Genomic DNA, 25,423 nt, shown 5'->3' with positions numbered 1-25,423 from the left:
ACCGACCAACAGGCACCTCCAGGTGCCTGCGTACACGGCCAGATGACCTAGAGCGCGCGACTGGCGAAGCGGCTGTGGCCGACCAGTTCCAGCACCAGCTCATCACCCTTGTGCAGCGGGCCGACACCCACTGGCGTACCGGTGAGGATCACATCACCCGGCTGCAGACTGAAGTGGCCGCAGATGTGCTGGATCATCGGCAGAATTGGGTTAAGCATGTCACGGCTGTTGCCGTCCTGACGCACTTCACCGTTGATCGCCAGGCGGATGCCGATATCGGCAAGGTCTTCAACGGCATCACCCGGCACGAATGGCGCCAGCACGCAGGCACCGTCGAAGGATTTGGCGGTTTCCCAGGGGTAACCCTTGGCCTTGAGCGTGGCCTGTAGGTCGCGCAGCGTCAGGTCCAACGCCGGGGCGAAGCCGGAAATGGCATCACGTACTTCTTCAGCGTTCGGCGTGCGCGACAGCGGCTTGCCGATCAACACAGCGATTTCCGCCTCGTAATGCACGTCACCCTTACCTTCAACCAGGGTAAAACCGTCATCCAGCGGCACCACACAGCTGCCCGCTTTGATAAACAGCAAGGGCTCGGTCGGAACCGGGTTGTTCAGTTCCTTGGCATGTTCGGCGTAGTTACGACCGATGCACACAACCTTGCCCATGGGAAAGTGGATATGGGTGCCATCGACATACTGATGCTGGTAGCTCATAAGCAACTCCTGATGGGAATGCATGACGCCGCTCGTTGTGCGAGCAGACGGCGTAGAGCGGTAGCCCCGCCCTACGCTCTGAATCGTTGATCGCCCATGGTGGACGACCTTTCACGGGCTGTCGTTTCGACTAAAGACTTAATCAGCTTGCTGAAAGCGTTGCGAGCGAAGGCCAGGCAAGGCGGCGGAGTCGGGAAAAAGCGGAGTTGGCTTGTGCCAATGAGCATTTTTCCTGACTTCGCCAACGCAGCATGGCCGAGCGCAGCAGCTTTCAGAGCGGGAAGATCTTGCCCGGGTTCATGATGCCGTTGGGGTCAAACACTGCCTTGATCGCCTTCATATAGCCAATCTCGGCTTCCGAACGGCTGTAGGTCAGGTAATCGCGCTTGGTCATGCCCACACCGTGTTCAGCGCTGATCGAGCCGTTGTACTTCTGCACGGTCTCAAACACCCACTTGTTGACGGTGGCGCACTTGGCGAAGAACTCGTCCTTGGACAGGTTCTCCGGCTTCAGGATATTCAGGTGCAGGTTGCCGTCACCGATATGGCCGAACCAGACGATTTCAAAGTCCGGGTAGTGTTCGCCGACAATGCGGTCAATATCGTGCAGGAAGGCTGGCACCTTGGAGACGGTGACCGAAATATCGTTCTTGTACGGCGTCCAGTGGCTGATGGTCTCGGAGATGTATTCGCGCAGCTTCCACAGGTTCTGCAGCTGCTGCTCACTCTGGCTCATCACGCCGTCCAGCACCCAGCCCTGCTCGACGCAATGCTCGAAGGTGGCCAGGGCCGCTTCGGCGACTTCCTCGGTGGTGGCTTCGAATTCCAGCAGGGCGTAGAACGGGCAATCGGTTTCAAACGCCGCCGGTACGTCGCCACGGGCCATGATCTTGGCCAGGGCTTTGTCAGAGAAGAATTCGAAAGCGGTCAGGTCCAGCTTGTTCTGAAAGGCATGCAGCACCGGCATGATCGAGTCGAAGTCCGGGGTGCCGAGCACCATCGCGGTGAGGTTCTTCGGTGCACGGTCCAGGCGCATGGTGGCCTCGACGACGAAGCCCAGGGTGCCTTCAGCGCCGATAAACAGCTGACGCATGTCATAACCGGTAGCGTTTTTGATCAGGTCCTTGTTCAGTTCCAGCAGCTCGCCGGTGCCGGTGACGACCTTCAGCCCAGCCACCCAGTTGCGGGTCATGCCGTAGCGAATCACCTTGATACCGCCGGCATTGGTGCCGATGTTGCCGCCAATCTGGCTGGAACCCGCCGAGGCGAAGTCCACCGGGTAGTACAGGCCCTTGTCCTCAGCGAACATCTGCAGCTGCTTGGTCACCACGCCGGGCTGGCATACCGCCGTGCGGTCGAATTCGTTGAAGTCGAGAATCTGGTTCATGTAGTCGAAGGCCACAACCACTTCACCATTGGCCGCCACCGCGCCGGCGGACAAACCGGTGCGGCCACCCGACGGCACCAGCGCGACCTTGTGCTGATTGGCCCAGCGAACGATGGCCTGCACCTGCTCGATGCTCTTGGGGAAGGCAATCGCCAGCGGCGCTGGGGCGAAGTGCTTGGTCCAGTCCTTGCCGTAGGTATTGAGGGAATCGGCATCGGTCAGCACCTTGCCGGGCTCAACCAGGGTCTTCAGCTCTTCGATCAGCGCAGGGTTGGTCATCTACGGAACTCTCAAACGATTCATGGTCACCCTGAGCACGCTTCATCTGCCAGGGTAGGTGTTTCGCGGGGCTCGTATGCTAGCATACGCCCCCCGTGAATCGTGCCCCCGAGCCGATCTGCGGGCTGCGGCCGGCGGCGTTCGGCCTCTTCCCTGACACTATTTGTGGGACAACAGGTACTCCGATGAGCAAGACCTCTCTCGACAAGAGCAAGATCAAGTTCCTTCTTCTTGAAGGCGTCCACCAGAATGCAGTGGACACCCTGAAGGCCGCTGGTTACACCAACATCGAGTACCTCAAGGGCGCACTCTCCGACGACGAGCTGAAAGAAAAGATCGCCGATGCGCACTTTATCGGTATCCGCTCGCGCACCCAGCTGACTGCCGAAGTCTTCGACTGCGCCAAGCGCCTTGTCGCCGTCGGTTGCTTCTGCATCGGCACCAACCAGGTTGACCTCGACGCCGCCCGCGAGCGCGGTATCGCCGTGTTCAACGCCCCCTACTCGAACACCCGCTCGGTGGCCGAACTGGTACTGGCTCAAGCCATTCTGCTGCTGCGCGGCATCCCCGAGAAGAACGCTTCCTGCCACCGTGGTGGCTGGATCAAATCGGCAGCCAACTCCTTCGAAATCCGCGGCAAGAAGCTGGGTATCGTCGGTTACGGCTCGATCGGCACCCAGCTCTCGGTACTGGCGGAAGCCATGGGCATGCAGGTGTTCTTCTACGACACCGTGACCAAGCTGCCGCTGGGCAACGCCACCCAAATCGCCAAACTGCACGACCTGCTGGGCATGTGCGACATCGTGTCGCTGCACGTGCCTGAGCTGCCATCCACCCAGTGGATGATCGGCGAGAAAGAAATCCGCGCCATGAAAAAGGGCGGCATTCTGATCAACGCCGCACGCGGCACCGTGGTTGAACTGGACCACCTGGCTGCTGCGATCAAGGACGAGCACCTGATTGGCGCCGCCATCGACGTGTTCCCGGTCGAGCCGAAGTCCAACGACGAAGAGTTCGAAAGCCCGCTGCGTGGCCTGGACCGCGTGATCCTGACTCCGCATATCGGTGGTTCGACTGCCGAAGCGCAGGCCAACATCGGCCTGGAAGTGGCCGAGAAGCTGGTCAAGTACAGCGACAACGGTACCTCGGTGTCCTCGGTCAACTTCCCCGAAGTGGCCCTGCCGGCGCACCCGGGCAAGCATCGCCTGTTGCACATCCACGCCAACATCCCGGGCGTGATGAGCGAGATCAACAACGTGTTTGCCGAAAACGGCATCAACATCTCTGGCCAGTTCCTGCAGACCAACGACAAGGTCGGCTATGTGGTCATCGACGTCGACGCCGATTACTCCGACCTGGCGCTAGAGAAGCTGCAGCACGTTAAAGGCACCATCCGTAGCCGCGTCTTGTTCTAACGCGGCGCAGACATTAAAAAGGCGACTTCGGTCGCCTTTTTAATGCGCGCTCGACACACCCAGGAATTCCTATGCTCACCCTTCCAGCCCGTTTTGCCCTGCTATTGGCCGGCTTACTAGCCCTCGATTGCACTCAGGCCCAATCCAATTCCAACAAGTTGAGCGTGCGCTACGAGGCTGCGCCGCTTGAGCTGCGAGACATCGCTGCACAGGCCGAACAGGATGCCATTCTCGAGGGTTGGCGTGAGCATATCGACGCGTTGCTGCCGGATCAGGGCCTGCAACTGCTGCTGACGATGCGCACATGCGATGAGGCCAACGCTTTTTACGACAGCGACGAACAGAGCATCATTTATTGCTATGAAGAGCTGCAAGACACGCAAAACAACTTCGCTCAATTTGAAGCCGAGGGCCAACTCAATGCCGAAGAGGCGCAGGCGTTCGCCGTCGGCTGGAGCGACTACCTGTTCTTCCACGAACTGGGCCACGCGCTGATCGATCAATTGGAAATCCCCATGCTGGGGCGCGAAGAAGATGTGGCCGATCAGATCAGCACCTACATTTGGGTGCACCGTGAAGATGGCGAGCACATACTCAACGGCACCATTTTCAGCTTTGGCGCGTGGGAAGACGACATCAGCGAAGACGGGCTGGCCGCGACGCACAGCCTGAACGGGCAACGCTATTACAACGTCATGTGCTGGGCATACGGTGCCGACATCGAGCGCTACAGCGATGCGGGCGATCAGCTCCCTGAGGAGCGCCGGGACAGTTGTGAAGAGGAGTATTGGCAGCTGGCCAATGCCATCGAACAGCTTCTGCCACTGCACTTCGATGATGATCAAGCGCCTTAATCAGTGCCATCCAGCACCGCCAGAAAGGCCTGCGCCGCCGCCAGTTCTTCTTCACTGAACACCCGCACCCCGGCGCGGCGCAAGGCCGCGGCCGTCACGCCTTCGCCAGCGACCTTGGTGCCGCTAAAACTGCCGTCATACGCCTCGAAATTGCCACACGAGGGACTGCGCGCCTTGAGCAGTGCCAGTCGGATGCCATGCTGCGCCACCAAGGCCAGAGCCTGCTCTGCGCCGTCAACAAAAGCCGCCGTGACATCCTCGCCACTCACCGTCAGCACCGGCAGCTGCCCGTCGAGTACTTTTGCCCCCTGACCGCCGGCAATTTCCGCCGGGGCGCGCGGAGTTGGCAGGCCACCGGCGACTTCCGGGCACAGCGGCACAATGCGCCCCTCCTGCTGCCAGCGCTCCAGCAGGTTGAACGGGCCATGGGCGCCGCCGTCATAACGTACGCGCTGGCCCAACAGGCAACGGCTTACCAGAATCTTCTGCATCACTCTCTCTCATTGGTCACCCGGCGTAACACCGTCAGGTTACTGCGCTTGCTGGCCGCCGATCAAAGGGACGGGCTGCCGAGCAGATTGCCAATCACATCACGCTGGCAGCGCCATTCGCGCGCAACCCCGGCCTATCCTTCGGCGGGAAGCAACGCGGCCCGATGGCGCGCGCGCCAGGCCCAGCACAGACTCTCGGCACTCTAGTTGAGGACACTTCCATGCATCGCCCACTCCGCACCCTTGCCCTATCACTCGCTACCAGCTTTATGGCCTACGCCCTGCCGAGCCAGGCGGCCTTGCTGCCGATGGACAACCAGAGCTTGAGCGAAGTCAGTGGCCAAGCGGGCATTAGCATCCGTGCGGACGTACTGGCGACCATCAGCCAGGTGCGCTGGAGCGATGATGGCGGCCACGCCTCGCTGCGCAATGTGAAAATCGACAACGGCTGCATCACCCCCGCCAGCTGCCCGAACGGCTCTGGCGGCAGCTTCGCCTTCGGCGCGGCGCAACTGGGGCTAACCCTGCCAATCTTCGGCGTCAACCTGCCCACCTTGAAAATCGATGTGGTGTCCAATGGCAGCGGCCAACAGCAACTGCAACTAACCCTCCCCGACCTCACCACCATCAATGATCAACTGGTGGCCAGCGGTATCCCGGCGCAGCGCATTCGCGTGCGGGTGGCGGCTGATATGTACGTCGGCGAAAGCCGTCTGGGCAGCATCGAGATGCGCGACATCACTGATCTGCGGGGGACCTTCAAGGTCTGGGGCCACTAAGAACCTCCTCACGATCTGCTGCGCGTCGGCCCTGCAGCGTTAAAAACAGGCTCGGAATGCTCATGTACAAAAGTACACTCCGCTTCCTCGCCTGCCTTTGCCTTGCATGGCTCTAGCTCGCGAGATCGTGAACAGGTTCTAGCCAATCTTGACTAGAACGGCCCATTGCCCCGCCGGCGAAACCAGCCGGTCAGCGACAGTCGATCACGACTGGCCGGCAAGACCTCATGGGGCATGTCGGCGGATAGAAACAGCAGCAGGCTGCCCGCTTGAGGCAATACGTCGCGCGTCTCGCCATTCGGTAGATACAGGCGCAGCGCGCCGCCTTGTTCGCCCTGCCAATCCTCATTGAGGTAGAACACCGCGGACACCGCGCGGCGATCGTCATCGCGAAAGCGGTCCACGTGCTTCTGGTAGAACGCCCCCGGCGGATACAGGGCGAAATGCCCCTCGAAATCCTCCAGCCCCAGGTACAAGCCCTGGTTCAGCGCCACCCGCAGCTCATCAAGCGCCTGTAGATATTGATCACAGGCCTCAGCCTGACCGGCTTCCAGCCACTGAATATGATCGCCGCGCACCCCTTCGCGGATCTGCTGCTGCGCGCCACGGCCGACGCCGGCGGGTGCCAATGCACCGTGTGCGGCACGTTTACGGCACTCTTCGGCCAGTTCGAAGGTCAGAGAGGGGGCAATAAACTGCGGCTGCAGCGACCAACCCTGTTCGGCCAGGTCGTCAACGATGCGGGTCAGGAGCGCGGTATGGGTATCGGTCGTCATGCCGGCGATTCTACCAGCGCCCTGCCGAGCCTCGACAAGCGTCAGCATGCCGCAGAAAATAGCCGCCCCTGAATGGAGTCCCTAATGCGCGCCCTTTCCGTTGTACTGACCCTGCTGCTCAGCCTGCCCGCCCTGGCCGACGATTACCTGCAGCTGTATCAGGCGGCCGGCTGGCCGCAACAGCGCATGCACTTCAGCGATGCCCTGCAGGCCGCCCAGGAACGCTACCGCAGCAGCCTGCCGCCGGCGGTGCATCAGGCATTGGTGAACAACAGCAACCAGCGCTTTGCCGCTGCGGCCGTGGATCAGCGCGCGCAACAAGGCCTGCGTGACAACCTCGGCGAGCCGGGCAGCGCCCTGCAGTTTTTCCAGTCACCACTGGGGCGCAAGATTGTCGATGCCGAATTGCTCGCCACCCGCAGCGATCAACTGGCGCGCTACGCCAACGGCCTGCCACGCAGTGAGGCCAGCGCCACCCGCCGCTTGCTGATTCGCCACCTGGCCCAGGCCCTGCCGGCGCGGGAAGCCGGTGCCGAAGTCAGCCTGGCCCTGGCCGGTGTAGCCGCCGACAGCCTCAGCCAGATGCTCCCCGGTCTGCTCGGGGGCGACAGCGCCCAGGCCATGCTTAATGGCCAGCGCCAGCGGTTGATGGAGCAAATCGGGGCGGATCTGGATAACACCCTGCTGCACGTCTACCGCGAGCTGAGCGACCCGGAGCTGGAAGAGTTCGTCAGTTTCGCCCAGTCCGATGCCGGCAAGGCTTACTACCAGGCCGCCCTGGCGGCGATCCGTAGCGGCCTGGCGGTTGGCCAGAGCAGCGCTGCGCTGGCTCCGGCGCCGCGCGGTATCTGATTAGCTCAACCGCTGGCTAAGAAACTCGAAATAGCGCTGGCGCAGGGCCGGCGTTTCGTTGGCCAGGTGGTGCCGTGCCTCGCGCAGACGCAGCATCTGCGGGTCAGCGAACTTATCCTGCAGCACCCGCAGGTTGTAGCGCCAGGCCACCGTCATGTCGGCTTCCCCCTGAATGATCAGAGGGCTGCGCGCACTGCGCGGCGCGGCTTCGATGTGCGGCACCCACCGGCTGAGCGCCCCAACCCAGGCAGTCGGTAAATTGCGCGGCTGCAGCGGATCCTGGTGGTGAACGAAATCGATAAACTCGGCATCGCTGGAATTGACGCTGAAACGCCGTGGAATCTCGCTAACAAAGCGCTTCATGATGCGGTAACTGAACTGCGACCAGCCCCAGGCGCGTGGCCGCACCAGTGGGGCCAGCAGAATGGTTTCACCGATGTCCGGCCCCGGTGCGCCGGTCAGCAGGTAATCAATCAGAATCGCCCCGCCCGTACTCTGCCCGCACAGGTGCCAGGGCTGCGGCAACGCCAGGGCTGCCGCTTCGGCCAGCACTGCGCGCAACACCGTTTGATACTCGCTGAACGCACCGATGCTCGCCCGCGCACCGCTGGACAAGCCATGCCCCGGCAAGTCGAAGGCCAGCACGGCAAAACCCATTCCAAGAGCCCATTCGATCACATGGCGATACAGGCCAACGTGGTCGTAATAGCCATGCAGCAGCACCAGCGTGGCGCGCGGCTGCTCAGGCCACCAAGCCTGCACAGCAATCTGGTAACCGGCGGCTTGCAGCGTACCCATGCGGGTGTGCGTCGCCCAGGTATCGCTGAAGCCGTAAAACTGCCGGTAGGCCTGTTCGGCCGGTGAAAGCGCAGCGGCTGCGGCCAAGGGTCGCAGACTGGCAAGCAGGTTTTCGGGCTGAAACGGCTCTGGCATAGGGCTTCCATCAAACTTACGGAGTAATCACAGGCCATCCTGGGCCGCGCAATCAGGTTGCGGATATTCAGCTGTCGCGCCAGTCATGGCAAGCTGCGCGCCTGTTTGCCGAAGGCTGCTCATGACTCGACCCACGCGCAAGACCCTACTCGCCAGCCTACTGATTCTGTTCTGGGCAGCCGCCATGCTGGCCGCCTACTGGTGGTACGAAGCACGCTACCTGCGCAGCTTCAGTGAACAAACCGCGCTGTTCTATGGCGAACAACTGCGTCTGCCCGACGAGCTGGCCGGCCCTGGGCCAATTCGCCTGGTGCATTTTTGGGACCCCGCCTGCCCGTGCAATGTTGGCAATCAACAGCACCTGGCCGAATTGATCGAACGCTTCGGCGCCCAGGGCGTTACCTTCTATGCCGTACAAAAACCCGGCACCAACGGTCAACTGCCCAGCACCCTGAGCGCCCTGCAACCCCTGGCTGAACTGGCTGGCAGCGCGCAAATCCCCGCCAGCCCGGCGGTGGCGATCTGGGACCGCAATGGCCAACTGGCCTACTTCGGCCCCTACAGCGAAGGCGCTACCTGTACCTCCAGCAACAGTTTTATCGAGCCGATTCTCGACGCCTTGGTCGCCAATCGCCCGGTCAACGCCAGCAACACCCTGGCGGTGGGCTGTTTCTGCGACTGGCAACGCCACTGACTAGCGCAGACCATCCGGGCTAAAGCGCTGAAAGATCTGCTGCGCTTCACCGCTGGCCTGCAGTTGCTTGAGTTGATGATCAAACTGCGAGATCAGCCGTTCACCACGCGGCGAACCCCTACTGACCAGCAGATAGAACGCTTTGCTTGCGACCAGTGGCATATGCCGCAAATGCTCATGGCCCTGATAAATACCCAGCGCCAGGCCGCCATACAACGGCTCAATCTCGCTGGGGAAGAAGTCGCAACGTTGGCGCTGCAGCATATCCAGGTTCTGCTGAATGCTGGGGAAGCGCTTGATCGGCTCGCCCAAGCCAAACGGCTGGTAGTTGTAGCCAATCACTCCGCACACCCGATAGGGCTGCAGGTTCTGCAACAAGGCGGGCAACGGCACTTCGGCAAAGCGCTGCGCGGAGTAGAACAGCCCCAGACGCGTTTCATACAGCTGCGCGCTGTAATGGGCATAGGCAGCACGCTCCGCGTTGTAGCTGGCATCCCAGGTCAGCTCGCAGCGACCCTTTTCAGCAAAGTCCGCCAGCTCCTGCTGCACCCGCGCCCAAGGCATGTAGTGCACCTCATAGGGCAGCTGCAAACGCTGCAGAATCGCCAGCACCAGGGTGCTGGCCGACCCAGTCAGACGGCTGCGGTCCACCTCGCCATCGCTGCGCTGCCAATAGGTGTAGGGCGGCCACTCGTTACTGTCGCCCAAGCAAATTTGCACTGGCGGCGTTGCGGCCAGACAGGGCAGCCCGATCAGGGTAAACCACGCACCGACTAGCACCCGCTGCATAAGCATGACCTCCTTGCATGCTTATGAGGCTAGATCAGTCTGAGACCAGCACTGCACCCACTGACCGCCGGCGACATGCACTGAGCCCTGTATGTTTATCGAATAAAATTGTACAAATGACATACCGTGTACAACTTATCACCCTAGAAAAGCCCTGCGCACCCACGGACGGCTGCCATACTTGATCCGAATATCACGCTACTTTTTAGGTCTTTTGCCATGCCTAGCCGTCTTTCACCCTTAGAGCTGCACTACCGTAAAGCGGACCGCATCATGCTGATGGTGCTGTGGCTGATGTTTCTTTACTCGCTGGGTCTGGCGCTCTGGCACGGTACCTGGGGCCAAGCCTTGCTGGTGGGCGGTGGAACAGCGGCAGTGATGACCGTACTGCAGCAGCTGATTGCCGGGCGCCGTCTGCTGCGCTGTGCGATTGGTGCAGCGTTTATGGTGATGTCCGCACTGCACATCAACCAGGCGGGCGGCATGCTGGAAATGCACTTCGGTATTTTCGTGTTGCTGGCGTTTCTGGTGTATTACCGCGACTGGCTGCCGATCGTGGTGGCGGCTGCAGTGATTGCAGTTCACCACCTGGGCTTCTATGCCCTGCAAACCCAAGGGTTCAGCGTCACAGTGGTGGCACAAGGCAGCTGGCCAATCATCTTCCTGCATGCGTTCTACGTGGTGCTGGAAAGCGCGATCCTGATTTACCTGGCCCTGCAAACCCATGCCGAAGCCGTGGAGGGGGCCGCCCTGATGCAAACCGCCGAACAACTCACCGAAAATGACGACGCCATTGACCTGAGCTACCGCAGCAATGCTGAAGGCAAGGTCAGCAAGCGCTTTAACCGCTTCCTCGACACACTGGATGAGCTGGTTGGCGAAGTAATCAAAGACACCCAGGGCCTGCAAACGATGGGCGACAACCTGGCGCAAGCCACTGGTCATCTGCGCAGTGGCGCCGATCGCCAGCAGGGTGAAATCGTCTACATGAGCTCAGCCATGCAGCAGATGAGCAGCGCCATTGATGAGGTGGCCGGGCACGCCGATGGGGCTGCCAGTGCCGCGCAAACGGCCAACCAGCAAGCCGCCGAAGGCAGCCGTTCGGTCAATCACGTACGCAGCGAGATCGGCAAGCTGGCTGCTCAGATCGACGTCACCGAAGGTGAAGTGCAGGCGTTGGCCAACCAATCTGAACAGATCGGTAAGGTGTTGGAAGTGATCCGTTCGATTGCCGAACAGACCAACCTGCTGGCCCTCAACGCCGCGATCGAAGCTGCCCGCGCCGGTGATCAGGGCCGTGGCTTTGCTGTGGTCGCCGACGAGGTGCGTAACCTGGCACAGAAGACCGCCCTGTCCACCGCTGAAATTCAGCAGATCATCAGCCGCTTGCAACAAGGCAGCCGTCAGGCCGCCGAAGCCATGCAGCAGAGCCGCGACAGCGTGCGCAGTTGCGTACAGGACAGCCAGGCCACTGCCGACCTGCTCGGCGCCGTGGCGCAGGACATCAGTTCGATCACTCAGATGAACGAGCTGATTGCCGCCGCCACCCACCAGCAGGCGGCCGTCAGCGCGGAGGTCAGCCAGCACCTGACCAGCGTGCAACAGGTCGCTGAACAAAACCTCAGTGATGCCGAAGCCCTGAGTCATGATGGCCAGCAACTCAGCCACTTATCTGAGCGGTTGAGCGACCTGAGCCGGCGCTTCCGCGTCAGCCGCTAGTGCGATAAGCCTGCGGGGTCGCGCCCTGCCAGCGCTTGAACGCACGGTAGAACGGCGACAGCTCGGCAAAACCACAGGCGCGGGCCACTTCACGGATAGCCAGGCCGCTGTCGAGCAGGGTCTGTGCACGCAAGCGACGCACCTCATCGTGCAGCTGGCGAAAGCTCTGCTGCTGTTCGGTCAACGCCCGCTGCAGCCCACTGACGCTGTAACCCAGCGCGGTGGCGCAGCGGGGCAGGTCGCACAGCTGCACGCCCAGGTTGACCTCCAGCCAATAGCGCACGCGGTTGAGCAGCTGGTTTTCTTCCAACTCGGCCAGCTCCACTTCCGCCTGCGCCCAGAGCACCGCGAACAACCGTGGGTTGGCGCTGCGCGAGGGCCGGCTGAGCCAGGCGCGCGGGAAGATCAGCGCATCATGCGCCTGGGCAAAACGCGGCAGCAGGCCAAACAGCCGGCGATGCTCGCTCAGGCGGCGCGGGGCCGGGTGGCGAAACTCCACACCATCGAGCGCAAAGCCGCCGTCGTTGACGCTGGCGAGCATTTTCTGCAGCAGCAGCGCCAGGCACTCCATCTGCTGGCGCAACGAACCCACGCCACGGTAATTGAGGTCGAAGATCAGCCGCGCCTGCTCGCCCTCCAGCTCCAGCCGCGCGGCAAAACCACCGGAGAGGATGTGCTGAAAGCGCACAAAACTCTCCAATGCCTGGCCCAGGTCGCGGCTGGCCAGCAGCAGGTAACCCACCACATCCATCGGCCGTGGCTGCATGGTTTCGCCCAGGTGCAGACCGATGTCAGGATCACCGCTGATGCCCGCCAGCGCCTGCCAGAAGCGCGGCGCATTGTCATGGTCCTCGCGGGCATTGAGCAGCGGTGGCGCCAGTACTACGCCCTGATACGCCTGGCGATAGGTGTCGGTGGGGTCCAACCCCAACCCCGCCAAGGCTTCATAGAGCAGGCGGCGCAAGGTTGAAGAATGGGTCAACGCGCTGGCAATGCTGTTGTGCGGATCGTGTGGCATAGCGGCCTCTTGGATTGACCAAAGACTTTCACTCTTGCTGTTTTTGGTCAATGCCTGCACAACCGGTAGTGCGCACAATGGCCAGGCTGATAAAACCTATAACAAGGAAAACCCCATGAAACGCACCCTGACTGCCCTGGCCCTGATCGTCGCGGCCTCTGCCGCCGGCGCTTACTGGTACATCGACAGCAAGCAGCCGCAACGCGACGGCGAGCTGCAGCTGAGCCACCTGCAGGCCGCAGTCACGGTGGATTACGACGAACGCGGCGTACCGCATATCCAGGCGCAGAACGAGGCCGATATGTACCGCGCGCTCGGTTATGTGCACGCCCAGGACCGTCTGTTTCAGATGGAAATCCTGCGGCGCCTGGCCCGTGGCGAGCTGGCCGAGGTGCTCGGCAGCAAGCTAGTCGACACCGACCGCCTGTTCCGCACCCTGGGCATCCGCGAACACGCCGACCGTTACGCCGCGAAGATGGATATGAATGCCCCAGCCAGCAAAGCGCTGCAGGCTTATCTGGATGGCATCAACCAATACCAGGCCAACCACCCGGCACCGATCGAGTTCGATGTGCTGGGCATCGAAAAGCGCCCGTTCAACGTCGCCGACACCCTCAGCGTCGCCGGCTATATGGCCTACAGCTTCGCTGCGGCCTTCCGCACCGAGCCAGTGCTGACGCACATCCGCGATCAGCTGGGCGCCGATTACCTCAAGGCCTTTGACCTCGACTGGCACCCGCAAGGCGTGGTCGGTCAGCACCTCGCCGCTGGCGACTGGCAGGACCTCAACGCCATCGCCGAGCTGAGCCATGCCGCGCTGCTGGATGCCGGCCTGCCGCAGTTCGAGGGCAGTAACGCCTGGGCGATTTCCGGCAGCCGCACCGCCAGCGGCAAACCGCTGCTGGCCGGCGACCCGCACATCCGCTTCGCGGTGCCGTCGGTGTGGTACGAAGCCAACCTGAGTTACCCCGGTTTCAGCCTGTACGGCCACCACCAGGCGCTCAATCCGGTGGCCTCGCTGGGGCATAACCGCGACTTTGCCTGGAGCATCACCATGTTCCAGAACGATGACCTCGACCTGATCGCCGAGAAAACCAACCCGGACAACCCCAACCAGGTCTGGTACCGCGATCAGTGGGTCGAGCTGCAAAGCCGCGAGGAGCTGATCAGCGTCAAGGATGCCGAGCCGGTGCGCCTGACCATACGCCGCTCGCCGCACGGTCCGATCATTAACAGCGCCCTGGGTGAAACCGTCGGCAGCACGCCGATTGCCATGTGGTGGGCCTTCCTGGAAACCGACAATCCGATCCTCGATGGCTTCTACCAGCTCAACCGCGCCGCCACGCTGGAGCAAGCCCGCGTCGCCGCCGAGCACATCGAAGCGCCGGGGCTGAACGTGGTGTGGGCCAATGCCACGGGCGATATCGGCTGGTGGGCGGCGGCGAAACTGCCGCGCCGCCCGGCCGGGGTCAACCCGAGCTTTATCCTCGACGGCAGCAACGGTGAAGCGGACAAAGACGGCTACTACCCGTTCAGCGCCAACCCGCAGGAAGAGAACCCGGAGCGAGGCTATATCCTCTCCGCCAACTACCAGCCCGTGTCACCGACTGGCATGGAAGTGCCGGGCTACTACAACCTGGCCGATCGCGGCCAGCGCCTGGACGAACGCCTGCGCGACGACAGCGTGAAGTGGGACGTGCACAACAGCCAGGCGCTGCAACTGGAGCCCGGCACCGGCTACCCGCAACGCCTGCTCGCACCGCTGGCCGCTGACTTGCGGGCTGCCGCCACTGGCAGCGAAGAGCAGGCACTGGTCGAGCAACTGCTGAGCTGGGATGGCCAGCACCAGGTCGAGAACACCGCCGCCACATTGTTCAACCAGCTGGTTTACCAGTTGGCCCGCGAAGCCATGGCCGATGAGCTGAGCGAAGTCTTCTTCGCCAACCTGCTGCAAACCCGCGTGCTCGACAGCGCCCTGCCGCGTCTGGCCGCCGATGCCAGCTCGCCTTGGTGGGACAAACGCGGCAGCGATGCCGTGGAAAGCCGTGCCGATACCGTCAAGGCCGCCTGGCAGGCCAGCCTTGCTCACCTGCGCAGCAACCTGGGTGACGACAGCGCGAAATGGGCCTGGGGCAGCGCGCACACCCTCACCCACAGCCACCCGCTGGGCCAGCAGAAGCCGCTGGATAAGCTGTTCAACGTCGGCGCCTTTGCCGCACCGGGCGGCCATGAAACACCGAACAACCTGTCGCAACCGGTCGGCCCGGCGCCCTGGTCGGTGGTCTACGGCCCCTCGACCCGCCGCCTGATCGATCTGGCTGACGCCGGCAGCGCCCTGGGCATCAACCCGGTGGGCCAGAGCGGCGTGCTGTTTGATCAGCACTACAAGGACCAGGCCGAACGCTATATTCGTGGCGAGTACGTGCCGATGCATCTGGATGCCGAGGCGATCAAAGCCAACAGCCGCAGCCAGCTGATCCTGCACCCATAAGCCAAGGAGAACGGCGATGAAACGTCTGGTACTGCTTCTGCTGATCATCCTGCTCGGCCTGGTGGCCGTGGTGGTCGGCCGTACCCTGCTACTGCCGGCTGCCGCATACAACAGCGCGCCGATCAGCCTGCCTGAAGGGCTGGATGGCCAGCGCGCTGCCGAGAGCCTGGCGGCCGCCATTCGCCTGCCGACCCTGTCGCATCAGGTCGGCGCGCCGGCCAGCCAACTGGCGGCCAGCAACGCCGCCTTCGCCGGCATGCGTGAGTGGCTGGCGCAGCGCTACCCACAGATCACTGCCAACACCGAACCGCTCGCCACCGGCAGCCCAAGCATCCTGCTGCGCTGGCCGGGCAAGGACAGCCAGTTACCCGCCGCATTGCTGATGGCACATCAGGATGTGGTGCCCGTCGCGCCTGGCACCGAAGAACTGTGGACTCACCCACCATTCTCCGGGGCGATTGCCGATGGCTTTGTCTGGGGGCGTGGCGCCATCGACAGCAAAGGCTCGATGGTGGCGATTCTCGAAGCGGTGGAAACCCTGATCGCCCAGGGCTTCCAGCCACAACGCGATGTGCTGCTGGCCTTCGGTCACGATGAAGAAATCGGCGGCCACCAGGGCAACCGGCGCATCGCCGCGCAGTTGCAGGAACAGGGCAAACGCCTGGCCTGGGTCAGCGATGAAGGCGGCTTTGTGGTGCGCGGGCAGATCCCCGGCGTCAGCCAGGATGTCGCCGTGGTCGGTATCGCAGAAAAGGGCTACGTCAGCCTGACCCTTACCGCCAGCGCCCAGGGTGGCCACTCCTCGCAGCCGCCCGCCTTTGCTGAAACCGCCATCGGCCGCTTGAGCCAGGCCCTGCAACGGGTCGGCGACGCACCCTTCCAGCGCGGTTTCGACGGCCCCACTGGCGACCTGCTGGCCAGCTTTACCCCGGCGCAAGCCTTCGGTTACCGGTTGATCTTCGCCAACCTCTGGCTGTTCGGCCCGCTGGTGGAACAACAACTGGCCGCCTCGCCAGCCGGGGCCGCGCAACTGCAAACCTCGCTGTCGCCCACCCTGTTGCGCGCCGGGATCAAGGAAAACGTCCTGCCGCCCAGCGCCCGCGCCACCCTCAACCTGCGCATCCACCCGCGCGACAGCATCGACAGCGTGGCCGCCCACGTGCGCAATGCCGTGGCGGATGAGCAGATTCAGGTCAAAGTCATGCCCGGCGGGCGCGAGCCTTCGGCGGTATCCGATGTCAGGGGCGAGGCCTATCAGCAGTTCGCCGAGGTGATCCGCCAGAGCTTCAGCAATACCCTGGTCAGCCCCAACCTCACCGTCGGCGGCACTGATTCGCGCTATTACGAGCCGCTGACCGACAACGTCTTCCGCTTCAGCCCACTGCTGATGGAGCGCGACGACCTGCCGCGTATGCACGGCACCAACGAGCGCGTAGCGATCGATACGCTGGCCAATGCCAGTGGCCTCTACTACCGCCTGCTGCAAAGCCTGAACACCTCGGCCAACTAAGCCAAAACCATGCGAGGGGCGCAATGCCCCTTGCCCGTAGTTAGGGTGGACAACGCGAAGCGAGTGCACCTTATGCCCACTTGAGCCCCCCAGTGGATACAGGCAGACTGCCAGCAGGACACTGCCACCCCACGAGGCACGATATGGACGTTGTAAAAAGCCTCAAGTCAGGCAAGAACGGCAGCAAACACTTTGTCGAACGCTACGACGCCGAACAACAGATCAGCTACAACACCGTCGAACTGATCGTCGAACGCAAACATAAACCACCCAAAACCCGCACCCAACCGCCCAAACAACCAACGGCGTTGGTATCCGCGCGCGTCGGCTATGACGAGAAAGAAATGCAGCAGGCGTTAAAGCAGGCCAGTAGTAAGTTGCAGCCTGAACAGAAAACCTGGTTGCTAAGTTGCAAAGCAGTAGTCGAGCTTGGGCTGCAAGAACGGATCATCAATCGCTGATGGTCAGATTTGGATACTTATTGCCAGCGGTGGAAACAGTGTGCAGATATGGTTATGTCGTCTAATTGTAGTTATGCCCTCATTTAAAAAATCACCACCACGCAACGCACTTAAAAGGAACTCAAGTGAAATATTTAAAAATTGCTCTAATAGCAATAACAGCAAGCAGCACTCTTAGCTGCGCATCAAACAAAAACATAGATACGAGCAACTTGGTTCTTGTAAAAGAAAAACATGCGACAATAGCTAAACACGGCAATAGCTACACCCTTGACAGTTACATCATATTATTTCAGCAACCGTACTATATCACTGTCAAACGCAACGACAAAAAACCAATTTCTTTGGCCGAAGCATCCGAAATAGCAGAAGAATACATTCAGCCAAGGGGACGCACTGAGCCAATTGCTCGTCGCCCCGACCTTAATAAATCAAACGCCGATAAAACCCAATGGCTTATTGGAGTTGAATGCTAACAGATATTGAACGCATAACAAATGGTTCAAACCGTTAGCTTCGCTCACTGTGACTGGCTATAGCCCGTCCCTTGACCAAACGTTGGGCTTCATAATTATCGACACCTAGGAAACTCATGAAAATTTATCTTTTACCTTTAGCCGCTCTTATTACCTCATGCACTTCAATGACAACCACAACTGGAGAGCCAGGAATCTCAATGGGGGACAGTTACGAAAAGGTGCTTGCAAGTCTCAAACCAAACAACAATATAACGAAAACCATTGAAGGCGGTGGCATTCGTGCAGAAGGCTATTCGGCAATGACAAAAGACTGCAGAGTTAAATATTTTATTTTTCAAGGCGACGACGGCTTACAGCAAGTTAATTATGAGCCAGCGCAAAACCTTTCAGTAGCAAACAAATGTCGCTAACAAATAACTCTTCGTGGCCGATTGCAGAACCCACTTGTAATGCAAGCCAAACAACAGGTTCAAATCGCTCGCTTCGTTCACTGTGATCCTTTCAATTAAATACCCGCGAAAGACAATGAAATTTAGCGCATCTGAAAAACACAAACAGCAAGAAAAGCGTAAGACTATTTACGCCACGATATTTGTCTTTGCTTTAATAGCAGGGTTTATATTCATGCTAACGAACAGCGACGACTTATCAAACAAGGTCATCGCTGTAATCGGCATATTCTTTCTTGCTAAAAATTTACCGCATGCGTATCGAAGCTTAAAAAATAAAGATACTTCATACCCCGATGTAGAAATTCTTGAATCCCAACATAAACTCGAAATATCGCACAAAGGCTCTGTTGTGAGCATCCCGCTAGCGGATATCGAAAGTCTTCGAGTTCAGAGCATTAAAGGCAATGTCAAATCGCTGCTGCTGACTACACGCTCTTTCAGCAACCTACGCTTTGAAGGGTATGAAAATTTAGCGAAAATGGCTGAGATTCTTAAGAAATACACGCCGGTAGGCAAAATCAAAAACGCCACGTGGTATCACCGCTAAAAACTGCATCAAACCCTTCACCGCCTCAATGAGATGATTTAAAGCTCAGCCATTGAGCAAACGTAAGGGGCTGCATGCCTGACCGATCAGCAGTACAGGCTGCAGCCACCACCACTTCCCGCCGAAAACCCGGATAATGGCCGCCATTCGTTTAGCCCGTATTCTGGTAATCCCGTATGGAAATCAAGGTCAAGTTTCTCGACAACCTCCGACTTGAAGCCAAGTTCGATGACTTCACGGTGGTGGCTGACCAGCCCATCCGCTACAAGGGCGATGGCTCGGCGCCGGGGCCGTTTGATTATTTCCTGGCCTCTTCGGCGTTGTGTGCGGCGTACTTTGTGAAGCTGTATTGCGATACGCGCAATATCCCCACCGACAACATCCGCCTGTCGCAGAACAATATCGTTGATCCGGAAAACCGCTACCAGCAGATCTTCAAGATTCAGGTCGAGCTGCCGGCAGATATCTCCGAGAAGGATCGCCTGGGCATTCTGCGCTCCATCGACCGTTGCACGGTGAAGAAGGTGGTGCAGGCCGGGCCAGAGTTCGTGATCGAGGAAGTGGACAACCTCGATGCCGATGCCCAGGCATTGTTGATCCCCGCACTGACAGCTGGTGAAGGCACGCGCATCCTCGGCAAGGACCTGCCGCTGGAAGAAACCATAGCCAATATGTCGGGCATCATGGCCAAGCTCGGCATGAAGATTGAGATCGCCTCGTGGCGCAATATCGTGCCCAACGTGTGGTCGCTGCATATCCGCGATGCGCATTCGCCGATGTGCTTTACCAACGGCAAAGGCGCGACCAAAGAAGGCGCGCTGGCGTCGGCGCTGGGCGAGTTTATCGAGCGGCTGAACTGTAACTTCTTCTACAACGATCAGTTCTGGGGTGAAGAAATCGCCAATGCGGCGTTCGTGCATTACCCGGACGAGCGCTGGTTCAAACCGGGGCCCAAGGATGCGTTGCCAGCGGAGATTCTCGACGATTACTGCCTGGCGATTTACAACCCGGACGACGAACTGCGCGGCTCGCACCTGTACGACACCAACTCGGGCAATACGCTGCGCGGCATCTGCTCGCTGCCGTTTGTACGTCAGTCCGATGGCGAGGTGGTGTACTTCCCGTCCAACCTGATCGAGAACCTGTTCCTGAGCAACGGCATGAGCGCCGGCAACACCCTTGCTGAGGCGCAGGTGCAGTGCCTGTCGGAGATTTTCGAGCGCGCAGTTAAACGCGAAATCCTCGAAGGAGAGCTGTGCCTGCCTGACGTGCCAGCTGAGGTGTTGGCCAAGTATCCGGCCATCCTCGCCGGTATTCAGGGCCTCGAAGCTCAGGGCTTCCCGGTATTGGTGAAGGACGCTTCCCTGGGCGGCGAATTCCCGGTGATGTGTGTGACCCTGATGAACCCGCGCACTGGCGGCGTATTCGCCTCGTTCGGCGCGCACCCAAGCTTTGAAGTGGCGCTGGAGCGCAGCCTGACTGAGTTGCTGCAGGGTCGCAGCTTTGAGGGTTTGAATGATCTGCCGCCGCCGACCTTTGAAAGCCAGGCGCTGATGGAACCGAACAACTTCGTCGAGCATTTCATCGACTCCAGCGGCGTGGTGTCGTGGCGCTTCTTCAGTGCTAAAGCCGATTACGAATTCGTCGAGTGGGACTTCTCCAGCGAAGGCGAACAGGCCAACGCCGAGGAAGCCGCGACCCTGTTCGGTATTCTCGAGGCCATGGGCAAAGAAGCCTATATGGCGGTTTACGAGCACCTGGGCGCCACGGCCTGCCGCATCCTGGTGCCGGGCTATTCGGAGATCTACCCGGTTGAGGACCTGATCTGGGACAACACCAACAAAGCGCTGCTGTTCCGCGCGGACATCCTAAACCTGCACAGCCTGAATGATCGCGGCTTGAAATCCCTGCTGCGCAATCTGGAGAACAGTGATGTCGACGATTACACCGACATCACCACGCTGATCGGGGTCGAGTTCGACGACAACACGGTGTGGGGCCAGCTGACCATTCTTGAGTTGAAGCTGCTGATCAACCTGGCACTGAAGAAGTACGACGACGCTAAGGAGCTGACGGAGACCTTCCTGCAGTACAACGACAACACCGTCGAGCGCGGCCTGTTCTATCAGGCACTGAATGCCGCGCTGGAAGTACAGATGGACAGCGAGCTGGAGATGAGCGACTTCGAGCCGAACTTCCGCCGCATGTTTGGCAATGAGCGCATCGACGCGGTACTGGGCTCACTGGACGGCAGCGTGCGCTTCCACGGGCTGACGCCAACCAACATGCAGCTGGAAGGGCTCGACCGTCACCTGCGGCTGATAGAAAGCTACAAGAAGCTGCATGCCGCGCGGGCCCAGGCAGTGCTGGGCTGACAGCTTGAACAACCGCAAGGTGGCGCAGCTCATGGGGCTGCCCGACGTGCTCAGACGGATTGAGGTGCAAGATGCTGCAATCAGCAGATGAGGTGTCACGGGTGATCGAGATGGCCTGGGAAGATCGCACCCCATTTGAGGCCATTGAGGTGCAGTTTGGCCTGCCCGAAGCGCAGGTAATCGCCTTGATGCGGCGCCACCTCAAACCGAGCAGCTTCAAGCTGTGGCGTGAACGGGTCAGTGGCCGGCAGACCAAGCACCTGCAGCTGCGTGACCCGCAGGTGTCACGGGCGTATTGCCCAAGCCAATACAAGCCGCGTTAACGCCTAACCAGGGGCCTTAAGGGGCCGTGGCCAGCATGGCCTGGTTACGCCCGGCGTGCTTGGCCTTGTAGAGCAGGCGATCAACCTGTTCGAGGAAGGCCTGGGGCGTGTCGAGCGGGCCCGGTGTCAGGGTGCCTACCCCGAGGCTCAGGGTCAGCCATGCACTGACGCGCGAATGCGCGTGGTGAATCTGTTGCTCATGAATCAGCTGGCGGCAGCGCTCGGCAACCTGGGCAGCCGCCTGGGCATCGGTTTCCGGCAGCAGCAGAACAAATTCCTCACCGCCATAGCGGGCCATCAGGTCACGCGGGCGCACGGCGGCGGCGCTCAAGGCCCGAGCAACGCCTTTCAGGCAATCATCGCCCTGGATATGCCCGTAGTGATCGTTGTATTCCTTGAAGTAGTCGATATCCAGCAGGATCAGTGACAGCGGCTGACCGGTGCGCTGGGCGTTGCTCCACTCCACCTGTAAGCGGCTGTCGAACATGCGTCGGTTGGCCACGCCGGTGAGGCCGTCGAGGTAGGAGAGCTCTTCCAACTGTTGCTGCAATTGCTGCAGCTGCTGTTCGGTCTGCTTGCGCTCGCTGATGTCGAACATAAAGCCAATCAGCGACTCCACCTCGCCCGCTTCATTACGCAGCACGTGCACCACATCGCGAATCCACACATAACCGCCATCGCGGGTCAGGGCGCGGTAGTCGGCCTCATGGTCGGTGCCCGCCTGGGACTGCGACACACAGAAGGCCACAACGCTGTCGCGGTCTTCGGGATGCATACGCTCTGCCCAGTCGTTGGCGCTGACCCAGCTGGCCTGCGGCCAACCGAGCAGGGTTTCGATCTGCGGGCCGATGTAGGCGAAAGTCATGCTCGCCCAGTCGATCTTCCAGGGGATGGCCTTGGTCGACTCCAGCAGGGTCTTGTACACCGCGCTTTCGGTGCTGTTTGAGTCGGTCATGGCAGGCAATCCGGACGGCTGATGGCTGATGGCTGATGGCTGATGGCTGATGGCTGATGGCTGATGGCTGAGGTTGTAACCAAGATCAGCGGGCGGTGCAACACTGGCCGGGCTGACTGGTCAGTGCTGCAGCAGAATGCACAAGGGCCGCTAATGCGGCCCTTGTGGGTTACTCCGAGGTGCGATCAGGCATGCACTTGCGATGGATCACGACGGCTGTCGGGGCCGTTCATTAACGCGGCACCGGTGGTTTCATCCATGGCTTGCTGCAGGGCCTTCTTGCGCTTCTCTTCGGCACGGTGGGCGAAGAACCACACCAGGAAGGTGGCGAAGGACACGGCCAGCAGGATCAGGCTGGCCACGGCGTTGATTTCCGGCTTCACGCCCAAACGCACGGCAGAGAAGACTTCCATCGGCAAGGTCGTGGAACCTGGACCGGAGACGAAGCTGGCGAGAACCAGGTCGTCCAGCGACAGGGCAAAGGACATCATGCCGCCGGCCGCCAACGAAGGCGCAATCATCGGGATGGTGATCAGGAAGAACACCTTCCACGGTTTAGCACCCAGATCCATGGCCGCTTCTTCGATGGACAGGTCCAGCTCACGCAGACGCGACGACACCACCACGGCCACATAGGCCGAACAGAAGGTGGTGTGGGCGATCCAGATGGTCAGCACGCCCCGCTCAGCAGGCCAGCCGATCAGCTGGGCCATGGCCACGAACAGCAGCAGCAGCGATAGACCGGTGATCACCTCAGGCATTACCAGCGGCGCGGTGACCAGGCCACCGAACAGCGTGCGACCCTTGAAGCGAGTGACGCGGGTCAGCACGAAGGCGGCCATGGTGCCCAGCGCTACGGCGGCAATCGCGGTGTAGCAGGCGATTTCCAACGAGCGCATGACCGAGTTCATCAGCTGGGTGTTGTCCAGCAGACCCATGTACCACTTCAGCGACCAGCCGCCCCACACCGTTACCAGCCGCGAGGCGTTGAACGAGTAGATGACCAGAATCAGCATGGGCAGGTAGATAAAGGTCAGGCCGGCCCACAGCATGAAGTTGGAGAAACTGAAACGCTTCATGGTCGACCCTCCATCTCTTTCGCTTGGTTACGGTTAAACAGGATGATGGGCACGATCAGGATCGCCAGCATCACCACCGCCAAGGCAGAGGCTACAGGCCAGTCGCGGTTGTTGAAGAACTCTTGCCACAGCACCTTACCAATCATCAGGGTTTCGGGGCCGCCCAGCAGTTCCGGAATCACGAACTCACCCACCACCGGGATAAACACCAGCATGCAGCCGGCGATGATGCCGTTCTTGGCCAACGGCACGGTGATTTTCCAGAAGCTGTTATAGGTGCTCGAACCCAGATCCGCAGCCGCTTCCAACAAGCTCTGGTCGTGTTTTACCAGGTTGGCGAACAGCGGCAGAATCATGAAGGGTAGGTACGAATAAACGATACCGATGTACACCGCCAAGTTGGTGTTGAGGATCTGCAACGGCTCGTTGATCAACCCCAACCACATCAGGAAGCCATTGAGCAGGCCGTTGTTGCTGAGAATACCCATCCAGGCGTACACGCGGATCAGGATGGCCGTCCAGGTCGGCATCATGATCAGCAGCAACAGGACCATCTGCTTATCCTTGTCGGCGCGGGCAATCGCATACGCCATCGGGAAGCCGATGACCAAACACAACAAGGTGCTGACCGCGGCCATTTTCAGGGAGCCCAGGTAAGCAGCCAGGTACAGCGCATCTTCGCTGAGGAAGATGTAGTTACCCAGGTTGAGTACCAGGGTGAATTTGTTTTCCACCCAGGTGTACACGTCGGTGTACGGCGGGATGGCCACGTCGGCTTCGGCGAAGCTGATCTTCAGAACAATGAAGAACGGCAACATAAAGAACAGGAACAGCCAGAGGAACGGCACCCCGATAACCAAGTGCCGGCCCTTGGGCATACGGCGGCTGATGCTTCGGATAATGTTCATGAGCGCAATGCCACCCCGCTATCGTCCTCCCACCAGACGAACACTTCATCGTCCCAGGTAGGTCGGGCGCCACGCCGCTCGGCGTTGGCAACGAAGGATTGCACCACTTTGCCGCTTGGCAGCAGCACGTGGAATACCGAGTGGCCGCCGAGGTAGGCGATGTCATGCACGGTGCCGCGCGACCAGTTGTATTCGCAGGTCGGTTGCTCGGTGGTGACGATCAACTTCTCCGGACGAATCGCGTAGGTGATGCTCTTATCCTGCACCGAGGTGCTGACGCCGTGGCCGACGTAGATGTTGCGTTCCAGGTCCGGGCTGGCGATCAGTGCATGGCCTTCCATGTCCTCGACCACCTGGCCTTCGAACAGGTTGACGTTGCCGATAAATTCGCAGACCAGGCGGCTGGTCGGGGTTTCGTAGATGTCCACCGGGCTGCCGATTTGGGCGATCCAACCCAGGTGCATGATGGCAATGCGCTGGGCCATGGTCATGGCCTCTTCCTGGTCGTGGGTCACCATCACGCAGGTTACGCCGACGCGCTCGATGATCTCGACAAGCTCAAGCTGCATTTGCGAGCGCAGCTTCTTGTCCAAAGCACCCATAGGTTCGTCGAGCAGTAACAGTTTCGGGCGCTTGGCCAGCGAACGGGCCAGAGCCACACGCTGACGCTGGCCACCAGACAACTGGTGCGGCTTGCGCTTGGCGTACTGGGTCATGTGCACCAGTTTGAGCATCTCGTCGACGCGGGCGTCGATTTCAGCCTTAGGCAGTTTGTCCTGCTTGAGGCCGAAGGCGATGTTGTCAGCCACGCTCATGTGCGGGAACAGCGCGTAGGACTGGAACATCATGTTGATCGGCCGCTCGTAGGGCGGCAGGTCGGTGATGTCGACACCGTCCAGAATGATGCGCCCTTCTGTCGGTCGCTCGAAGCCGGCGAGCATGCGCAGCAGGGTCGATTTACCCGAGCCGGAGCCGCCGAGCAAGGCGAAGATTTCGCCTTTGTTGATGGTCAGCGAAACGTCATCAACGGCGATGGTTTCATCAAATTTCTTGGTTACGCGCTCGATCTTGACCAGCACCTCTTTCGGTTGCTGATCACCCTCGAGAACCTTTTTATAGGCACTGGAAGCAACTGCCATTACCA

The 25,423-nt window shown here is 60.4% G+C and carries 25 protein-coding genes; 14 read left to right on the top strand and 11 right to left on the bottom strand.

The window, feature by feature from the left end; all coding sequences use genetic code 11:
• Nucleotides 1-47: 47 nt before the first annotated feature.
• Together HCI85_RS16905 and HCI85_RS16900 are read right to left on the bottom strand one after the other, a co-directional pair.
• On the bottom strand, nt 48-713 hold the full coding sequence (locus HCI85_RS16905; RefSeq protein WP_167146274.1) for a fumarylacetoacetate hydrolase family protein: 666 nt from the start codon (nt 711-713) through the stop codon (nt 48-50).
• Between the two features lie 271 nt (nt 714-984).
• Nucleotides 985-2,379, bottom strand: a complete 1,395-nt coding sequence (locus HCI85_RS16900) for an FAD-binding oxidoreductase (protein ID WP_160086645.1) — start codon at nt 2,377-2,379, stop codon at nt 985-987.
• 185 nt (nt 2,380-2,564) lie between these two features.
• Between HCI85_RS16900 and serA the strand changes: the two genes are divergently transcribed.
• The gene (serA, locus tag HCI85_RS16895) at nt 2,565-3,794 is read left to right on the top strand and encodes a phosphoglycerate dehydrogenase (RefSeq protein ID WP_167146271.1); all 1,230 of its coding nucleotides are present in this window, start codon (nt 2,565-2,567) and stop codon (nt 3,792-3,794) included.
• Between the two features lie 71 nt (nt 3,795-3,865).
• Nucleotides 3,866-4,648 (top strand): DUF4344 domain-containing metallopeptidase, encoded by a 783-nt coding sequence (locus HCI85_RS16890; protein ID WP_160086643.1) that lies wholly within the window; start codon nt 3,866-3,868, stop codon nt 4,646-4,648.
• Here HCI85_RS16890 and HCI85_RS16885 read toward each other — a convergent pair.
• Nucleotides 4,645-5,139 carry a DUF523 domain-containing protein gene (locus HCI85_RS16885; protein ID WP_167146266.1) on the bottom strand — a complete coding sequence of 165 codons (495 nt, stop codon included), beginning with the start codon at nt 5,137-5,139 and terminating at the stop codon, nt 4,645-4,647. The genes HCI85_RS16890 and HCI85_RS16885 overlap by 4 nt on opposite strands.
• 221 nt (nt 5,140-5,360) lie before the next feature.
• Here HCI85_RS16885 and HCI85_RS16880 point away from each other — a divergent pair, with 221 nt between their 5' ends.
• Nucleotides 5,361-5,918: a DUF6160 family protein gene (locus tag HCI85_RS16880; RefSeq protein ID WP_241693800.1), complete on the top strand. Its 558-nt coding sequence runs from the start codon at nt 5,361-5,363 to the stop codon at nt 5,916-5,918.
• A gap of 152 nt (nt 5,919-6,070) precedes the next feature.
• Here the strand turns inward: HCI85_RS16880 and HCI85_RS16875 are convergent, their stop codons facing one another.
• A complete protein-coding gene (locus HCI85_RS16875; protein ID WP_167146263.1) occupies nt 6,071-6,694 on the bottom strand; it encodes a 2OG-Fe(II) oxygenase in 624 nt (207 codons plus the stop codon).
• Between the two features lie 84 nt (nt 6,695-6,778).
• Between HCI85_RS16875 and HCI85_RS16870 the strand changes: the two genes are divergently transcribed.
• A complete protein-coding gene (locus HCI85_RS16870; protein ID WP_167146260.1) occupies nt 6,779-7,546 on the top strand; it encodes a DUF2059 domain-containing protein in 768 nt (255 codons plus the stop codon).
• Here HCI85_RS16870 and HCI85_RS16865 read toward each other — a convergent pair whose 3' ends face one another.
• Nucleotides 7,547-8,479, bottom strand: coding sequence for an alpha/beta hydrolase (locus HCI85_RS16865; RefSeq protein ID WP_167146230.1), 933 nt, complete (start codon nt 8,477-8,479; stop codon nt 7,547-7,549).
• 85 nt (nt 8,480-8,564) lie between these two features.
• Here HCI85_RS16865 and HCI85_RS16860 point away from each other — a divergent pair, with 85 nt between their 5' ends.
• On the top strand, nt 8,565-9,173 hold the full coding sequence (locus HCI85_RS16860; RefSeq protein WP_167146227.1) for a DUF6436 domain-containing protein: 609 nt from the start codon (nt 8,565-8,567) through the stop codon (nt 9,171-9,173).
• On the opposite strand, the gene HCI85_RS16855 is transcribed toward HCI85_RS16860, so the two are convergent.
• Nucleotides 9,174-9,962 carry a substrate-binding periplasmic protein gene (locus tag HCI85_RS16855; protein WP_167146225.1) on the bottom strand — a complete coding sequence of 263 codons (789 nt, stop codon included), beginning with the start codon at nt 9,960-9,962 and terminating at the stop codon, nt 9,174-9,176.
• Between the two features lie 219 nt (nt 9,963-10,181).
• Between HCI85_RS16855 and HCI85_RS16850 the strand changes: the two genes are divergently transcribed.
• The gene (locus HCI85_RS16850) at nt 10,182-11,681 is read left to right on the top strand and encodes a methyl-accepting chemotaxis protein (RefSeq protein WP_090254556.1); all 1,500 of its coding nucleotides are present in this window, start codon (nt 10,182-10,184) and stop codon (nt 11,679-11,681) included.
• Here HCI85_RS16850 and HCI85_RS16845 read toward each other — a convergent pair.
• Entirely contained in the window at nt 11,671-12,699 is a 1,029-nt protein-coding gene (locus HCI85_RS16845; protein WP_167146223.1) for an AraC family transcriptional regulator, read from the bottom strand. The genes HCI85_RS16850 and HCI85_RS16845 overlap by 11 nt on opposite strands.
• A 115-nt stretch (nt 12,700-12,814) precedes the next feature.
• Between HCI85_RS16845 and HCI85_RS16840 the strand changes: the two genes are divergently transcribed.
• From HCI85_RS16840 to HCI85_RS16805, 8 genes are all read left to right on the top strand, one after another.
• The gene (locus HCI85_RS16840; protein ID WP_167146220.1) at nt 12,815-15,190 is read left to right on the top strand and encodes a penicillin acylase family protein; all 2,376 of its coding nucleotides are present in this window, start codon (nt 12,815-12,817) and stop codon (nt 15,188-15,190) included.
• Between the two features lie 16 nt (nt 15,191-15,206).
• Complete coding sequence (locus HCI85_RS16835; RefSeq protein ID WP_167146218.1) at nt 15,207-16,700, top strand: M20 family peptidase; 1,494 nt, start codon at nt 15,207-15,209, stop codon at nt 16,698-16,700.
• Nucleotides 16,701-16,843: 143 nt separating this feature from the next.
• Entirely contained in the window at nt 16,844-17,161 is a 318-nt protein-coding gene (locus HCI85_RS16830; protein WP_167146216.1) for a hypothetical protein, read from the top strand.
• A 125-nt stretch (nt 17,162-17,286) separates the two neighbouring features.
• Nucleotides 17,287-17,637, top strand: coding sequence for a hypothetical protein (locus HCI85_RS16825; RefSeq protein WP_167146214.1), 351 nt, complete (start codon nt 17,287-17,289; stop codon nt 17,635-17,637).
• Nucleotides 17,638-17,753: 116 nt separating this feature from the next.
• Complete coding sequence (locus HCI85_RS16820; protein ID WP_167146212.1) at nt 17,754-18,050, top strand: hypothetical protein; 297 nt, start codon at nt 17,754-17,756, stop codon at nt 18,048-18,050.
• Between the two features lie 115 nt (nt 18,051-18,165).
• On the top strand, nt 18,166-18,639 hold the full coding sequence (locus HCI85_RS16815; RefSeq protein WP_167146210.1) for a hypothetical protein: 474 nt from the start codon (nt 18,166-18,168) through the stop codon (nt 18,637-18,639).
• Nucleotides 18,640-18,815: 176 nt separating this feature from the next.
• Entirely contained in the window at nt 18,816-21,014 is a 2,199-nt protein-coding gene (locus tag HCI85_RS16810; RefSeq protein WP_167146208.1) for an OsmC domain/YcaO domain-containing protein, read from the top strand.
• Between the two features lie 71 nt (nt 21,015-21,085).
• Entirely contained in the window at nt 21,086-21,337 is a 252-nt protein-coding gene (locus HCI85_RS16805; RefSeq protein ID WP_090254542.1) for a TIGR03643 family protein, read from the top strand.
• 16 nt (nt 21,338-21,353) lie between these two features.
• Here HCI85_RS16805 and HCI85_RS16800 read toward each other — a convergent pair whose 3' ends face one another.
• The 4 genes from HCI85_RS16800 to potA form a co-directional block, all read right to left on the bottom strand.
• On the bottom strand, nt 21,354-22,292 hold the full coding sequence (locus HCI85_RS16800) for a sensor domain-containing diguanylate cyclase (protein WP_167146206.1): 939 nt from the start codon (nt 22,290-22,292) through the stop codon (nt 21,354-21,356).
• 185 nt (nt 22,293-22,477) lie between these two features.
• A complete protein-coding gene (locus HCI85_RS16795) occupies nt 22,478-23,371 on the bottom strand; it encodes an ABC transporter permease subunit (RefSeq protein ID WP_090254539.1) in 894 nt (297 codons plus the stop codon).
• A complete protein-coding gene (locus HCI85_RS16790) occupies nt 23,368-24,249 on the bottom strand; it encodes an ABC transporter permease subunit (RefSeq protein ID WP_167147075.1) in 882 nt (293 codons plus the stop codon). Before HCI85_RS16790 ends, HCI85_RS16795 begins: the two co-directional genes overlap by 4 nt.
• Nucleotides 24,250-24,275: 26 nt before the next feature.
• The gene (potA, locus tag HCI85_RS16785; RefSeq protein ID WP_090254534.1) at nt 24,276-25,418 is read right to left on the bottom strand and encodes a polyamine ABC transporter ATP-binding protein; all 1,143 of its coding nucleotides are present in this window, start codon (nt 25,416-25,418) and stop codon (nt 24,276-24,278) included.
• Nucleotides 25,419-25,423 lie beyond the last annotated feature (5 nt).

The sequence above is a fragment of the Pseudomonas sp. OTU750018 genome, from assembly GCF_011636575.1.
In the GTDB taxonomy this organism is placed as follows: Bacteria; Pseudomonadota; Gammaproteobacteria; order Pseudomonadales; family Pseudomonadaceae; genus Aquipseudomonas; species Aquipseudomonas peli.
The sequence above is the reverse complement of the archived record's forward strand: the minus strand, read 5'-3'. Positions and strand labels throughout refer to the sequence as shown.